General features: G+C 42.6%; 15 protein-coding genes. All 15 read right to left on the bottom strand.

Going from position 1 to position 15,672, the window contains the following annotated elements:
• Positions 1-176 precede the first annotated feature (176 nt).
• The 15 genes from P8S55_RS06800 to P8S55_RS06730 all read right to left on the bottom strand — a co-directional run bounded on the left by P8S55_RS06800 (position 177) and on the right by P8S55_RS06730 (position 15,668).
• On the bottom strand, positions 177-1,100 hold the full coding sequence (locus tag P8S55_RS06800; RefSeq protein ID WP_289223480.1) for a flagellin N-terminal helical domain-containing protein: 924 nt from the start codon (positions 1,098-1,100) through the stop codon (positions 177-179).
• Between the two features lie 51 nt (positions 1,101-1,151).
• Positions 1,152-2,075 (bottom strand): flagellin N-terminal helical domain-containing protein, encoded by a 924-nt coding sequence (locus P8S55_RS06795; RefSeq protein ID WP_289223479.1) that lies wholly within the window; start codon positions 2,073-2,075, stop codon positions 1,152-1,154.
• 285 nt (positions 2,076-2,360) lie between these two features.
• Positions 2,361-4,844 (bottom strand): 6-hydroxymethylpterin diphosphokinase MptE-like protein, encoded by a 2,484-nt coding sequence (locus P8S55_RS06790; RefSeq protein WP_289223478.1) that lies wholly within the window; start codon positions 4,842-4,844, stop codon positions 2,361-2,363.
• 2 nt (positions 4,845-4,846) lie between these two features.
• On the bottom strand, positions 4,847-5,566 hold the full coding sequence (locus tag P8S55_RS06785) for an acylneuraminate cytidylyltransferase family protein (protein WP_289223477.1): 720 nt from the start codon (positions 5,564-5,566) through the stop codon (positions 4,847-4,849).
• Complete coding sequence (locus P8S55_RS06780) at positions 5,563-6,630, bottom strand: nucleotidyltransferase family protein (protein WP_289223476.1); 1,068 nt, start codon at positions 6,628-6,630, stop codon at positions 5,563-5,565. The genes P8S55_RS06785 and P8S55_RS06780 overlap by 4 nt, the downstream gene beginning before the upstream one ends.
• A gap of 67 nt (positions 6,631-6,697) precedes the next feature.
• On the bottom strand, positions 6,698-7,717 hold the full coding sequence (locus P8S55_RS06775) for a phosphotransferase (protein WP_289225316.1): 1,020 nt from the start codon (positions 7,715-7,717) through the stop codon (positions 6,698-6,700).
• An 11-nt stretch (positions 7,718-7,728) separates the two neighbouring features.
• Positions 7,729-8,529 carry a methyltransferase domain-containing protein gene (locus P8S55_RS06770; RefSeq protein WP_289223475.1) on the bottom strand — a complete coding sequence of 267 codons (801 nt, stop codon included), beginning with the start codon at positions 8,527-8,529 and terminating at the stop codon, positions 7,729-7,731.
• Positions 8,530-8,579: 50 nt separating this feature from the next.
• On the bottom strand, positions 8,580-9,251 hold the full coding sequence (locus P8S55_RS06765) for a PIG-L deacetylase family protein (RefSeq protein WP_289223474.1): 672 nt from the start codon (positions 9,249-9,251) through the stop codon (positions 8,580-8,582).
• Positions 9,248-10,132, bottom strand: a complete 885-nt coding sequence (locus P8S55_RS06760) for a formyltransferase family protein (RefSeq protein ID WP_289223473.1) — start codon at positions 10,130-10,132, stop codon at positions 9,248-9,250. Before P8S55_RS06760 ends, P8S55_RS06765 begins: the two co-directional genes overlap by 4 nt.
• Positions 10,129-11,307 carry a UDP-N-acetylglucosamine 2-epimerase gene (gene neuC, locus P8S55_RS06755; protein ID WP_289223472.1) on the bottom strand — a complete coding sequence of 393 codons (1,179 nt, stop codon included), beginning with the start codon at positions 11,305-11,307 and terminating at the stop codon, positions 10,129-10,131. Before neuC ends, P8S55_RS06760 begins: the two co-directional genes overlap by 4 nt.
• Before the next feature lie 236 nt (positions 11,308-11,543).
• A complete protein-coding gene (locus P8S55_RS06750; protein WP_289223471.1) occupies positions 11,544-11,843 on the bottom strand; it encodes an ORF6N domain-containing protein in 300 nt (99 codons plus the stop codon).
• Between the two features lie 47 nt (positions 11,844-11,890).
• On the bottom strand, positions 11,891-12,892 hold the full coding sequence (gene neuB / locus P8S55_RS06745) for an N-acetylneuraminate synthase (protein ID WP_289223470.1): 1,002 nt from the start codon (positions 12,890-12,892) through the stop codon (positions 11,891-11,893).
• Positions 12,889-13,530: an acetyltransferase gene (locus P8S55_RS06740; RefSeq protein ID WP_289225315.1), complete on the bottom strand. Its 642-nt coding sequence runs from the start codon at positions 13,528-13,530 to the stop codon at positions 12,889-12,891. Before P8S55_RS06740 ends, neuB begins: the two co-directional genes overlap by 4 nt.
• Positions 13,523-14,677, bottom strand: coding sequence for a LegC family aminotransferase (locus P8S55_RS06735; RefSeq protein ID WP_289223469.1), 1,155 nt, complete (start codon positions 14,675-14,677; stop codon positions 13,523-13,525). Before P8S55_RS06735 ends, P8S55_RS06740 begins: the two co-directional genes overlap by 8 nt.
• Complete coding sequence (locus tag P8S55_RS06730) at positions 14,670-15,668, bottom strand: NAD-dependent 4,6-dehydratase LegB (RefSeq protein WP_289223468.1); 999 nt, start codon at positions 15,666-15,668, stop codon at positions 14,670-14,672. Before P8S55_RS06730 ends, P8S55_RS06735 begins: the two co-directional genes overlap by 8 nt.
• Between the last annotated feature and the right edge of the window lie 4 nt (positions 15,669-15,672).

Here is a 15,672-nt window from a genome sequence, read left to right as displayed (position 1 = left end):
TTGTTGTTGTGTACAACGTTTTAATAGCAACCCTTAAGGGTTTTTGATTTTCTCAAACTATATAACGACCACTTCAATTAAAGCTTTAGTTTATTTTTAATATTTTTTCTAAAACAAAAAAAGCGGCCATAAAGACCGCTAACACACAAGGAAACCTTAAAACAAAACTTTATAACTTATCTCAATAATGACATGACTTGTTGCGCATTCTGATTTGACTGACTAAGCATCGTCATTCCCGCCTGCTGTAATACCTGAGTACGGGCTAGGTTCGCACTTTCCTTAGCAAAATCCGCATCTTCAATACGTGAACGTGAGGCATTGATGTTTTCATCTACGTTTTGTAGGTTTGCAACCGTGTACTCCAAACGGTTTTGGATTGCACCCCAGTTTGCCCGCAAAGTAGATATAGCAGCCAAGTCTGCATCAATGGCCGACAAAGCAGCTGATGCAATACCAACCGCTGATGCAAAGGTTACCGAAGCGGGGTCACCAGACATAAGTCTAACCCCACCAGAGACAAGACTTCTTAGGGTGTTAAAGTCCATTAAAGCTACCCCAATTCGATTGTCAGTACCGCCTTCCCAACCCACATGGGCTTTAAACGCGTTTGCACCACTTGCTACTTGAGCAAAACTAATGTTATTAACCGCACTCGCATTCAAAACCGAGAAACTGGCTGAGTTCATTATATTCATACCGTTGAACTTAGTCGTATCCGCTACACGTACAATTTCTTTTTGCAGTTGACCGAACTCAGACTGCATTTGGGCGCGGTTTTCGTTGTTGTAGGTACCGTTCATCGATTGAATGGTCAATTCACGCATCCGCTGAAGCATGTTAACCACTTCTTCAGATGCGCCATCTAAAGTTTGAATCATCCCAATACTATCATTCCCATTTCGAATCGCCATTTGGGTACCGATAGATTGCGTCTTCATCCCCGTTACAACCGCTAAACCGGCCGCATCATCCGCGGCTTTGTTAATCCGCAAACCTGACGTTAAACGCTCCATTGAAGTGGTTTGTTCGCGTGTAGTTCCGTCAAGAATACGCTGCGCGTTGATGGCGCCCATATTTGTGTTAATAACCATAGACATGATAACTCTCCTTTTTAACGCCTGTTATCGAATTAAAATCAAATTGTTTTATTATTGCAGTAATGAAATAACCTGCTGTGATTGCTGATTCGCCTGACTTAACATAGACATCCCGGCTTGCTGCAATACCTGTGTTCGAGCAAGGTTTGCACTTTCTTTTGCAAAATCAGCATCTTCAATACGTGAACGCGAGGCCATAATATTTTCGTTAACATTCTGTAAATTCGAAACGGTGTATTCCAAGCGGTTTTGAATCGCACCCCAATTCGCTCTAATCGTTGAAAGGGTTTCAAGGTCTGCGTCAAGTGCCGACAAAGCAGCAGAAGCCATAATCAGCGCAGAGTTAAACGTAATCCCAGTTCCATTGCTGATCATCAAACGCACTGAAGCAGAAACTAATGTTCGAAGGCTATTAAAATCCAACAAGGCGACGCCAATTCTATTATCATTGCCACCTTCCCAACCAACATGCGCTTTAAACGCGTTTGCACCACTTGCCACCTGAGCAAAGCTGCTATTATTTACAATTCCTGCACTCAACACTGAAAAGCTTGCTGAATTCATAACATTCATGCCGTTGAACTTGGTCGTATCTGCAATACGTACAATTTCTTTACTTAGCTGACCAAACTCTGATTGCATTTGTAAACGGTTATCGTTATTGTAAGTACCGTTCATTGATTGAATAGTCAATTCACGCATACGTTGAAGCATATTCACCACTTCTTCTGAAGCACCATCCAGGGTTTGCAACATACCGATACTATCATTCGCATTGCGAATGGCCATATCCGTACCTTTAATCTGAGTGGTCATGCCAGTGACAACGGCTAATCCAGCAGCATCATCTGCCGCCTTATTAATCCGAAGACCTGATGTTAATCGTTCCATAGACGTAGCTTGTTCGCGAGTAGTACCATCCAAAATGCGTACCGCATTAATAGAAGCCATATTTGTGTTGATTACCATTGCCATGATAATTCTCCCTTGTGTGATTGTTTATTTATAATGTTTATCGATTTAGATCGATTTATTTATCTTGTTCAATTTATTTAACGGCTTGTTTTAAAAAACTTTAGACTTGATTTAAGTTTTATTGGTAAAACCATTAACTTTACGAACGCAAAATATTTAACGGCAAAAACCAAAAAACTTAAGAGGGAATAGAAGAAATTAGAGAGAGATTAAACGGTAAAACCAAATAATAAACCACCCAACTACAACAAAAGTTAAAGGTGGTTTGTATTTAATGTCTGAACCTTAGGTGGGTGAACTCAGCTTCAAATGTGATAATTGATGGCGAGCGGTTAAATTGTCCGGGTCAACAACCAATACCTGCTCAAGCGCTAGTCGAGCTTGATTCAATTGCCCTAGTTTAACAAGCAGGTTAGCTAGTTTTAAATTTGCCAAGTAAGCCTCTGGCTTTTGCGCAATATAAAGCTTAATGATATCCGCTGCAAAGGCTGTTTGACCCAGCAAATCAACCAAATCTGCATAGGGCAACATATAGTCATAGGAAAATCGACACAATTCTTCGAGAATCACCATCGCATCCTGATAACGCTGTTGATTGATGGCAAGGTTGGATGCACACTGTAAGCCAATTTGGCGACATGCCGGTTCCTCAATAAGTACATATTGTCCTAAAGCCTGCTCTAGGTCACCTGACATCTCAGCTCGCATGGCCTCTATCAATTGAATGATAGCCTCTTTTTCAGTATCTAATGGTAACTGGTGCGCAACCTGCTCAATATCAGCCAGTTTATCCACCTTGCCTTCTTTTAAAGCTTGTTTCGCTTGATCCAAAAGCAAACTTAAAGATTGAATAGACTTTTTAAGCTTGCTGGCAAGCTTGGTTTCCGTGCTAGCCACCTCCCTTTTAAAGGCCTTAAACATCTTATCAAGGCAATCTGACTCAGCCGCACGATCCGCCATTCCGTTATACTTTAGCCAAAACCTAGCCCGGCCTGGTTCGTTATATTTAGACCAAAAAGGGGCTAAGTTTGAAGGCGGAAGGCCTTTAACTTCATCCTCTCTTAGCACTGTTCGCTCTTTGGCAAGCATGAGAAGTTGCAAATACTGTTTACTCGAGCGCTCTACAGACTTAAAGAAAATTTCGAGCTGTTCAGCTGCAAATTTGGCGTCTTCACTAAAATGCTGATCCGGTTTAAAGTTATCCAAAAAATGAGTGAAATTATAATTCATTAACATATCCGCATCGTCTTGAAGCGCGTTGTTAATCTTTCTTCTCAATTTCTCTAGCTTGTTTTTTGTTTTTTGCTTAGGCTGCTGCGTTTTAAGATCAATGAGCTTGGGGGCAGATTTTAAACCCTCGGTCGAAAACTCACTTACCGCTTTAAACCGTTTTATCTGCTCAGCAAGCTCAACTTTAACCTGCTTGAGCATTGTGATAAGCGATTGCTTGGATAATGTCAGTTGTTGTTTGACGAAATCAATACTCTGCAAAACATCAGCCGTCGTCTCAAAAACAATAGCTTGCGTTGGGCTATAAGAAACATTTTTCATCTTGGCAGACTGATAACCTAGCGACACCACGTCGAGGCTAGGTTTTTTTGATTTAAAGTAGTGCACCTGCTGCACAAATGCGTTTTTTGTGCTCAACAATGTCGGCTTGGTTTCAGCAAGTTCACCGGCATTATTTTCAATTGTAATCAAATCCTTTAGCTTAAGCTTTGCGGAGAGCTTAGCCTCTTGACTCGAACTTTCATGCGTTTGTCCTTTGGGGAAACAAAAATCCACACCCGACAAATATACAGTTTGACAACCCATTTCTACTGCGTAATGGAAGGCACCATTTACAACCGTAGGTCCTGGAGAACCAATATTGACAGGTAACTCATTTTTCCAGCCATACTTACTGCCACCAAATGCTTTTAACCCTGTCCATTGTGAAATTAATTTGGGGTTGACATGATAACTATGGAGCAATATCGATTGCTCCTCAAATGCAAAAATACCTTTTGAGTTGTCAAAACTGACATCATGCGGGTCTACCGATACAAAAAAATCAGGCGTAATGCCCTCGTCATATAAACGTTGAGCGATGCGCGCTACTGAAAAAATCACCAAATGTTCTTGGTTCTCTTTGATCCAGTCAATACTTTCATCCAGTGTTGGGCCGCCCCCTAAAATCACCGCACTTAAGCCTGCTAAAGGCTCGCCTAATTGCTTAATGGGTATGAGATTGTCAGCGGCATTATATAAACGTGCATTTTCAAACTGCTGCGTATTTTGTGCAATATAAACACGGTTACTAAGCGTATCAAATCGCGCTTTAAAATCAAGCCAAAATTGCTCATACTCTCCATTTGCAGGACTATCGACCACCGCCATTGATTTGATTAACTTAACCTTCTGACGCAAAAAGTAGGTTTGATACTCAATAGCCAAACGCTCAAGATTAAAAGATTTATTGACTAGGTTCACCGTGTTTCCAAGCGAAGTTGATAGCTCGGATTTCAAACTTGTCTTTTCATAAACCTCGTCAAAATCGATAAATACAAATTTGACATGCTCTGGGATATTGGCGTGCGTAACAAACCTATAAAATAAACCCGAATCTGTGCCGACCACGACATAAACCATCTCAGTGGGCTTAAATAAATCAGGATAGTGCCTTTTATAAATCGATTCTGCCGATTCATTTGCAAATAAAAGTTGATTTATCTCCGTGTAAAACACTTCACCAAACGGGTTGACTCTCTTATCTTCTAACTTAATCATAGCTACTCTTTTATTGTAGTTTCGGTCTTGGCTTTGAGCAGGGCTTCGACATAATAGACGTCGAGCATCGTGTCCACATCCACCCCTTCTAAATCTGGAGTTTCAAATAGCTGAGTTTTGCCCTCAACCGTAAAACCTTGATGCGCCCTAATCCATTCAGGCGTAGCGATATAAATCGAACCATTAATAACATAATAGTCTTTTGACATCTCTTGCCTGCGAGGTACATAATCGCCTGAATCAATCAAATAATGCCAACGGCCATCCTGCTTATGGATGCTCTTGGCGGGATGTTCTTTCATTTCACTCACGCCTACAAGCGAGACATCAGGCTGGTTAAGAAACGCTTCAATCGCTAAATCAATCAACTTTGAACTGCGCAGGGGTGAAGTCGGTTGAAGCAAAACGACAATATCAGGGAGTTTGCGGTTATTTTCCATCCAATCAAGCCAATTCAAAATAGCATGGATTTGGCGAGAGCGGTCGCCCGCCAATTCACCTGGCCTTAGATAAGCGACATCGACTCCCAAACCTGAACAAAACACCCTGATTGCTTCGTCTTCGGAATTCAGCATAATCTGATTGAGGTAGCGGCTTTGTTGCGCTGCTTCAATCGTGTATTGAATCAGCGGCTTGCCATTGATCGGATATAGGTTTTTTCTCAGTATTCCTTTAGAACCACCGCGTGCCGGGATAATCGCCGTAATGTTTTTGGTTTTCAACTTCTTGTAACCCCCGACGCTGCAAAATGAACATCATAATCGACCTGAGCCTGCTCATAATCTGGCATCTGACCAATGTCCATCCAATATTCGGTCAAAGGAAAGCCACCGACTGAATGGTTTTTATCTAACAGATCCGTCATCATCGCGGGCATATCATAATAACCATCAATCGTAACCTGGTCGAGTGACCGAGGGGATAAGGCATAAATGCCAGCATTAACAAAGTAACGGTTAATGGGTTTTTCGACAATTTGAGAGACTTTTGAATCATTAAACTCAACCACACCGTAAGGAACCTGCTGTGAGTACTCGCGAACGCAGGCCGTGATGCTATTTTCGTGCTCCGCATGAAAATTGAGTAAGGCCACAAAGTCAACCTTGGTCAATAAATCTCCATTCATCACGATAAAGTCATGTTTTAACGCAGGCAATAAAGCCAATGCACCCGCTGTCCCCAATCGTGTGGTTTCTTCAATATAATGTATTTTTATGCCCCAACGTTCGCCATCGCCAAAATGAGCGCGTATTTGATCACCGAGGTAGTTGATACAGAAATAAAACTCGACAAAGCCTTGCTCAACAATATGATTTAAGATAATTTCTAGGATAGGTTTGTCGCTCACCCTTAACATAGGCTTTGGCACGGTTTCGGTTAAAGGGCGCATACGCATCCCTAAGCCGCCCAGCATCATCACGATCGGATTAGGATGCGATTTAACAATCCCACGTTTAAGGTAAAAAAGGCCTGTAAGATTTTTGTTTCCATCAATAATTGGCAGATGACGCAAACCTTTCGTTTGCATTTTGGTTTTCCACACCAGCTCGGTTTCATAGCTCACACCGCAAGCAGGTTTTTGATTCATCGCCTCACTAGCCGAGCTTTCAAGGGTTTTACCTGACAACAATGCGCGTCGAATATCGCCATCAGTGAGTGTGCCAAGCAGTTTACCCTCACGATGTATAATCACAATCTGCATAGCGGACTGGTCTAAAACCTGCATGGCTTCACGAATCGTCGCCTGCTCGCTAACCGACACCTTCTCCCAATTGATTAATGGCATAGTTCACCTGTTCTTGAATAGCTGTAATAACCTCATTCAAGCAAAAGTTGCGCCAATAGACAAGTGGCTACTGGCTTAACCGTTTCAAATCTTTGAAAACCTCATCCAATAAGGGCTGATACTCAGTCGTAGCATGATAGAGATAAATAAACTTTTGCCACTCAGAATCTCGCACCTCACCCCCTTGACGTGCTAACTCCGTCAGCAATAGCAAACTACGAACCGACAAGGCTTGCAAAACATGAATAACTTTGCTTGCATCGTGAAAACACACATCGGATAAACGTTTATATGCCTGCAATAAGCTCAACAAGCAGGCCTGCTTATCAATATCCTCTCGAATCAAAATAAAACGTTCCATCACAAACGCCAAGTCAACCAGTGGACTAGACCATGAAAAGTAGCTATTCTCAAAATCAATTAAAATGAGTTCATCCTGCTCATCCTGCAAAATATTGCCAACATTTAAATCGCCATGAATAGGTTGCGCATTCTCCTGCATCACGCGCAGAAAACCAGCCGGAATCGACTGCAAAATGGCCGATGCTTGATCAGGAATAACAATCGGCTCTGAAGCAAAAAAATCCAACGTGCTCTCAATCCAACTAAAACGCGCCAGCCCTTGCGACTTGATTTGATCTTTAAAAGGCGCTTGCGCAAGACACTGATGAGTGCGTGCTATTAATTCACCCAGTTTCGTCATATTGGCTGGGCTGGGACCTATAAAACCCGAGTTGACATAAGGATAAACAAAAAGTGAATATTGTTGCTCAGGTAAGGTAATAGGAAAGCCAGCCAAACAACAACTGGTTTTTATTCCACAGGACAACATCACATAGGCAGCAATCCGATCCGCTTCCCGTTGTTTCTCAAAACGACTCTCTTCAACACATTTTATAAAAACCGGCGATTTGGCCTCAATTCGATAAAAGCCCTTACCCCAACCTTTGCCCGTTAAGCTAAAAACATCACCCCTAACACCCGAGTAGGCTTGCAAGATTTCGGCAAAGGACGTTTGCAAAGGCAACCAATGTTGCGCTTGCGGATAAAAACCGTCAAATGCCGGATGACTAGGTAACCAATTCATCACGTTATAAACTAAAGCGGTTTTTCAAACACAAACAGCGTGTTATAACCTAGCCGAATTTTCCTACCCCACCCATTAAATAAGGCTTGCTCAATTCTTTGTGTTAACGGCCAAGAAAACAACGCTCGATCTTCATTTTGCGGCACCCAACCGAGTGAAAAGGTTTTGACCAGTTTTAAACCGTGTTCCTCAGCCAGTTCAATCATTTCACTATTCTTCATCCCCACATCGCCGCCCATCAAACAGATTCGGCTAAAAAAATAAGACAATGACCAAAAGTTTCGGTGATTATTACAAACTAGCCATCCGCCACCCGCGATTTTCTGAACTAAAAAATCCATCGCCTGCTCTCTTAACGCCTCCTCTGCATTCGGAAAAAACCGAAAAGCCGTCACCAGATCAACCGAGCCATCTGCGAGCTGATCAACACCCTGATTAAAATCAGTACAAATAACGCTGGCCTTGGTTAGGTGTTGCTTTGCAACCGCAAGCATCCCTTCAGAAATATCCAAAATAACCTGACTTTTCACCTGGGATTCTAGTGTTTTACTCACACGCCCAGTGCCTCCAGCAAAATCCAAATGAAGTTGCGGTTTTTTTTCCTCGGCCAATTGATGTAAAACCGTTTGCTCTAAATCCCACATCATTTTACGACCAGGCCTGGTGTCAAAAGAGGCGTGATACCCCTCATAATATTCCTTGCTAGCCGTCTTAAAACCGGTTGTGTAATCCTTATTCGTTTTCCAGTGCTTTCTTGGTTTAAAAACAAACGGTCTTGATAGTATATAGATCGTTTTTTGCAAAAAATTCATACTCTTCTTCCTTAATTCCGACTATCCCAAAGTTTGTTGGATATTGATCATCAACTGATTTCTTTTAATAACATAAAACTTTCCGCATACTCGCAACCTGCTGTTGCGCCTCTTAGCGTTGCTAATGCCTCTATATTTCGTAAACTTCTTGGAAAAGGATGTTCGGCTATTTCGCTTTCATAAATACGCATAATATCCAGCTTTTGCATGAGATAATCCGATACATCCACAAAGACATTCGGTACAAAACTGTCTTCTTTTGTCGATAAGGCAAAGTCCGTTTCACTCAAAGTTTCCATCATGTAAATCTTACGGATAAACGGATAACAGAATGATTTGGTACAACTGTAAACCGCTTCAAACATAACACGATGATCTGAATGAACATCGCTTTTAAAGGGTAAATAAAGAATAGTAGGCTTCACCTTGTTGATAACGGAGGAAACGCTGGTAACCAGTTCAGAAACCGTGTATTCATCGACTTTCATGGTTGAAAGGCCCAACCGATGTACACCATCAAAGCCATACATGCCGGCAACTTCTTCTATTTCTTCATTTCGGCTTGCTACGCGTTGTGCGGAAAACCCATCTTCTTCTTTAATCTCAGTACAAATCATCCAGTGGATTTCATCACCGTTTGCTTTATGCTTTAACAGTGCCCCACCGCACCCAAGTGTTTCATCATCGGGGTGCAATGCAACGACAAGAACATTTTCCTTCACAAATAATCCCCTACTTTTGGCAATGTATTAAATTCATGCTCTTCTAATAAAATTGCGCCATCATGCGTTTTAACTAAAATTTCTTTACTTGATTTAACCGATAGAACCTTACCAGGTTCAATATTTTTTTTAGCATATTCTTGTTGAGACACTTTCCAAATAGAAACAACTGTATTTTGGTGTAAAACGTGCGCACCAACATATGGTTTTGATAAGGCTCTTACCAAATTGTAAATAGCATATGAGGACATACGAAAATCAATCTGCCCATCTAACATGCCACGTTTTCGCCAGTTATTTGCGTCTATTTCATTTTGCTTACGTATACTAAAAGAACCTGATTGCAACGCAGGTACAAACTCTTTGATTTGCTCTAATGCTGTTATTGTTACTTTTTCATACAAGGTTTTAGCATTATCTTCTTTGCTAACCTCAATAACTCTTTGAGATAAGATATCGCCAGAATCAGCCCCTTCGTCCATGAAAAAGAATGTGGAGCCTGTTTTATCCAACCCCAATACTAATGCCCATATAATTGGATGTCGTCCTCTATTAGCTGGAAGTAAGGCAGGATGAAATCCAACTACACCCACTTTAGGTAACGTTAGTATTTCTTTTTTTATAAGTTGAGACCAACCAAAACAAAATATGACATCTGGTTTACGTTCTGCAATCCATTCCAATGTTTCTGTCGAATTGATATTAAGCGTATCGAAAAAGTCTATGTAATTTTTTTTACATAACGGCTCAAGGTTTGAAAAATCAGCATTTATTTTGTTGTTTATGTTTGAAATAACACCACAAATCTCAACTTGGATCCCAATAAGCAGTTCCAATGCTTTTTTAGAAAATTCGACAGCACCAATAAAACAAACTTTCAAAACGTCACCTCAACATCGTAAAAAGATTTTTTCAAAATATTCGTTAACTCAATGCGTTTAATCACATCAATTATTTTGGCGCTTGCATTTCCTGTACCGTAAGGATTATCAACATGTTTCAATTTTTCCTGAAACTCCTTGGTATATGACAAGTTTATCGCATCTTTAATTGCCTCGAAAGTTGGCAAGCAATCTATCACGCTATCCGCTTTCATTCTTCCCTTCTGCCTGTCGCCAATATTTATTGTAGCAATTTTAAAACTTGGCACTTCAGCTAAACCGCTGGAACTATTACCTATAACAAAATCCATAAATTGCAATGCACTCAGGTAACGCAATTGCCCCAGTGATGGAAAAGCAACCGACCTATCTTTGTTTATAGAAACATAATCATCAATCATTTGATTTATGATTCGACCATCAGTATCACTATTGGCTTTTGTGAAAATAATATGTGTTTCTTTTAAATCATCTAGCGCATCCAATAGAGCTTGAAACTGGTCTTTAGCTGTCGATTTTTCCAGTGTCACTGGGTGAAAAGTTACAAGAGCATTCTTTTTACCTAATTCAAAGCTAATTGACTCCTCAAAATCTCTTTTGTTTAGAGGATTTAATCGCTTTATATTCTCAATACCCATTCCACCCACATTAAAAACTCTTTGTGGTGACTCACCAAGCTGTATTACTCTTCTTCGATATTCATCAGCGGCAGTAAAGTGTAAATGGCTCATCTTGGTTATAGAGTGCCTTATCGGTTCATCAAACGCGCCTTCTGTGGTTTCCCCTCCGTGCAAATGGGCAATCGGGATGCGTGCAATCATGGCGGCGGAAGCTGCGGAAAAGATTTCATAGCGATCACCTAACAAAACAACCAGGTCGGGTTGTAAGTCTTCATAAGCTTCTGCAAAGGAAATTAGCGCTAAGCCCATTGATTTTGAAATGCCGATTGAGGTGTCCGAAGATAACAGCATTTCGATTTTTTTATCAATCTTGAATTCTTTTTCGACTTCTTTGTAAGTTATGCCAAATTCCGGTGAAAGGTGCATGCCGGTGACGATAACTTGTAGTTGCAAATCATTGTCTTGCTCGATGCCTTTCATCAGCCAATACAACAAGCCGTATTCGGCACGTGTTCCGGTGACAACGCAGATTTTTTTGGTGGTTTGGTTATTCACTAGTAGCGTCCTCAAGTAGTTATTTTAGCTCTTGCGATAGCGTTTTTATGAGCATGGCACCATATTGGGAGCGGACTTGGCCTTGCTGTCCTTGTTCGACAAGTCGACGACCGATTTCCCATTAGGTTTGGGTCATGGTTTGGTTGATGGTTTGGTAGACTTTGTTGCGTGCACTATGAAGCAGCGCTTTGATGTCGCGGTAAAAGTATGATGGTGTCGTAATCAGCGTTGTCATTTCACATTACCTTTCGAGCATACAGGCTTATTTGGGTAAACGCGTATGGATTGGTTCTTCTGCCGCCGTGTCCACTTGAGATCACAATTTGTGACTTCAAGTCCTCAAACTCTTGTTGAGTCAACTGATAACAGCAACGCTCCGGAAACCCTAAGCTGTTTCGTTTTACAGCTTGATTAAGCGCCTTGGTTTGTACGCCATACAATTCGGCCAAATCATTATCAAGCATAACTTGCGTATTGCGAATCGTGTGGATTTTTGACTGGACAAGCTGATGGTCGATTGGTGTTAAGTTTTCCATAGGTTTTTCTTTTTTAAATTTTCTTCGTCATCTGGCGTTTTCGAAATTCATATCAACTCATCCGCTTGGTAATCTTTTTGCGCAACTTGGCCGATGATTTCGTTCCAGCGCATGGGGGATATACCCAGGCCTGGTCGTTTGACGGTGAGGTTTTGTTCGCTAAATGTTTCACCTTTTTTGATGTCGGTGAGTGCGACTAGGCTTTTTCGGGCGACCTGCATGTTCTTTTGTTCGCTAGTGCTGGGGCGTTTGATGCCGTCACCGAGGGCGATTTCGATATTGCGTATTGCTTTCACCATCGCTTTGAGTTCGTCGGGTTCTAAGCTGGCTTTGTGATCTGGGCCGGGTAGGTTTTTATCGAGCGTAAAGTGTTTTTCAATAATCGTTGCGCCTAAAGCCACCGCCGCCGTTGGCACTTCAATACCCAGGGTATGATCGGAATAGCCGACTTTGACTTTAAAGGCTTGGGCAATGGTTTGCATCGCAGTTAAGTTCACGTCTTGCATGTGGGTTGGGTAATCGGTGGTAGCGTGCAAGATAGTGATTTTGTTTTTGTCAGTGCCGGATTCAACTAAAAGATTCAGCGCGGCTTCGATATCCGCTAGCGTTGCCATGCCGGTTGAAAGTACGATTTCTTTGTTAAACGAGCCAACCACTTTTAAATAGGGATAGTTGGTGATTTCACCGGATGGGATTTTAAAGCGCTCAACCCCTAACGCATTTAAAAAGTGAATACTTTTCAGGTCAAACGGCGTGGACATGAATTCGATTTGGTTTTTGCAACAATGTGCTACCAGTTCGTGATGATCAGTTTCACTGAGTTCCAAACGCTTGAGCATATCAAACTGGCTTTCTTGCTTGCCAGTGTTAGCGGTTTGATACTCAGCCTGTTTGGCGGTTTTTGTGACTAAACTCTCCGCTTTAAACGTCTGAAACTTAACGGCATCCGCTCCACATTCGGCGGCTACGTCAACCAACTGTTTTGCCAAGGCTAGCGAACCATTATGATTCACACCGGCTTCGGCAATGATAAATACTTTCTGGCTCATTTCGCCTCCAATAACTGACCTTGTCCTACATAACAACCAGGCCTGGTGATGTCTTTTAAAATTAATGCACCTGCGCCAATAATCACATTTTCGGCCAGCGTGACACCTTGTTTAATCACCGCACCGCTGCCGATCAAACAACCCTGTCCTATTTTGACATCACCATTGATTTTGGCACCCGTTGAAACATGACAATGATCGCCAATCCCCACATCATGCTCAATTAAGGCTTGGCTATTGATAATGCAATTTTGGCCGATATGAGCACCAACATTTACTAAGGCTTGATGCATCACAATCGACCCTTCACCAATTTGGGCATGTTTCGACACATAGGCCAAGGGTGACACCAGGCCTGGTTGTTGAAAGCCTGAAGCTTTTAGGTGATTAAACAATTTCATTTTAAGTTCCGCCGAACGAATTTGCCCAACCGTGACAAAGGCATACTCATATTGTTTTCTTAACTCGGCTAAATCATCATCACAACCCATCACCGGATAACCCAACACCGCTTGAGTGCCCGACTCTTTGCGCTCTACAATCCCCACAACCTGCCATTCGCCTATCTGTTCAATGACATCAATACTGGCTTTGCAGTGCCCTCCCGCACCAATCAATATAATCGGTGTTTTAGCCATCACAACCTACTCCGCTCGGCAAATTCACCACCCGTTCTGCCAACCACTCGGTTTGGGTCATATCGGTTCGAATACACGTCGCATACATATCCAATTGATGCATCGGTGTCCAGAGCGGACGCGTTTGAATATCAAGGCTATTACTCAACGCTAAAAACGCATCGCGCTCAGCTTCTGATTCACATAACAGCGCATTCAGCCAGTAATTAGCTTGTGATTTTTTGGGTTCTTTAAGCATAACCAGGCCTGGTTGTTGTTGATAAGCCTGTGCCAAAGTGTGCTTTTCTGCCAAAAATGTCGGCAATTTTTGCATTTGGGCCACACCCAGCGCCGCATTAATATTTGGCATACGTAAATTGTAGGCAGGCTCATCATGCTCGAATAACCAAGCATGTGGCATTTTGGCCGTGGTGCTCAAATGCTTGGCCTTAGCCGCTAAGGCATCATTATCGGTAATCAACATACCGCCCCCACCGGTGGTAATAACTTTATTGCCGTTAAAACTAAATACACCCATCTGGCCGAAACGACCGGTATGACGGCCTTGATAAACACTGCCTAAACTTTCAGCGGCATCCTCCACCAATGCAATATTATGCTGATTGCAAATATCTAAAATATTGTCGAGACGCGCGGGAAAGCCTAAAGTATGCATCGGCACACAGGCCCTAATCACCCGACCCGTTGCGCGATGAATACATTGGCCGTTTTGCTGTTGGGTTTGTTCGTTTAAAAATTGGTTTAGCGCTTGTGGGCATAGCCCCAAGGTTTCGCGTTCGACATCGACAAATACCGGATCAGCTTGATGCATCTTGATCGCATTAGGTGTTGCCACAAAGGTCAAAGATTGGGTAAGCACCAAGTCGTTCGGTTGCAGCCCCACGACCTTTAGCGCCAGATACAGCCCCATCGTGCCATTAACCACAGCGACCGCATGTTTGGCACCCGTGAAAGCCGCGACTTGCTGCTCAAACTCAGTGACATATTGCCCAACAGACGAAACAAAAGTCGAATCAATGCAATCCACGACTAAACGTTTTTCGGACTGATCAAAACAAGGCGCATGCAATGGAATTAAGCCTTCCGCCTGATGATAATGCTTGCGAATAAACGCAATCAAAAACAACCAGGCCTGCTGGTTAGACATTGTAACGCCCGGTTTTATAGGCTTTTAGGTTTTGCGGCTGAACGAACCAATCAATCGTTTGTTGCAGTCCGTCTTCTAACGAGGTGGTTGGCGTATAACCGGTCAAATCGATTAACTTGCGGTTATCACCCCACAAACGAAACACCTCTGAATCCTTGGGTCTTAGGCGCTGCGCATCCTGCACAAACTCGACATCCGAATCCATTAGCCGTTTAATCAAATCCAAGGTGTCTTGCACTGAAATTTCATAGTTTGAGCTAATATTTACCGTTTCACCAATTGTATGATCCGTCACCATCAATGCCATCATGCCCTGACAGGTATCGGCAACATAATTAAAATCGCGCGTTGGAGTGGTATCCCCCAATTGAATCTGGGTTTGACCCGCCGCAATCTGACCGATAATGGTAGGAATCACTGCACGTGCCGATTGACGTGGGCCGTAGGTATTAAACGGACGCGCAATCGTCACAGGCGTTTCAAATGCTAAAAAATAGGACATCGCCATCGCATCAGCACCGATTTTACTCGCGCTATAGGGCGACTGGGGTTGCATCGGGTGCGCCTCGTCAATCGGAACATACTGTGCCGTGCCGTAGGTTTCGGAAGTGGATGTATGCATAAACCGACGAACATTATGATCTCTAGCCGCCTGCACCATATTCATCGTACCGGTGACATTGGTGTCAACGTAAGAACCAGGCGCAATATAGGAATAAGGAATGGCGATTAACGCTGCCAAATGAAACACCGTATCGATGTTTTTGCAGATAGTTTGGCACAAAAACGGATCGCGAATGTCGCCGCTGATAATCTCCATGTCATCGGCTAAGGTGGTTTGATCCAACCAGCCCCAACTACTATACGAGTTGTACTGCACCAATGCACGCACATTCGCGCCAGCATGCACCAGAGCCTCGGCCAAATGCGACCCTATAAAGCCATCTGCACCGGTTACTAAAACTTTTTTACCCTGCCAAAAATTCGCCATCTGA

This window comes from Thiomicrospira sp. R3 (genome assembly GCF_029581415.1).
GTDB lineage: Bacteria > Pseudomonadota > Gammaproteobacteria > Thiomicrospirales > Thiomicrospiraceae > Thiomicrospira.
The sequence above is the reverse complement of the archived record's forward strand: the minus strand, read 5'-3'. Positions and strand labels throughout refer to the sequence as shown.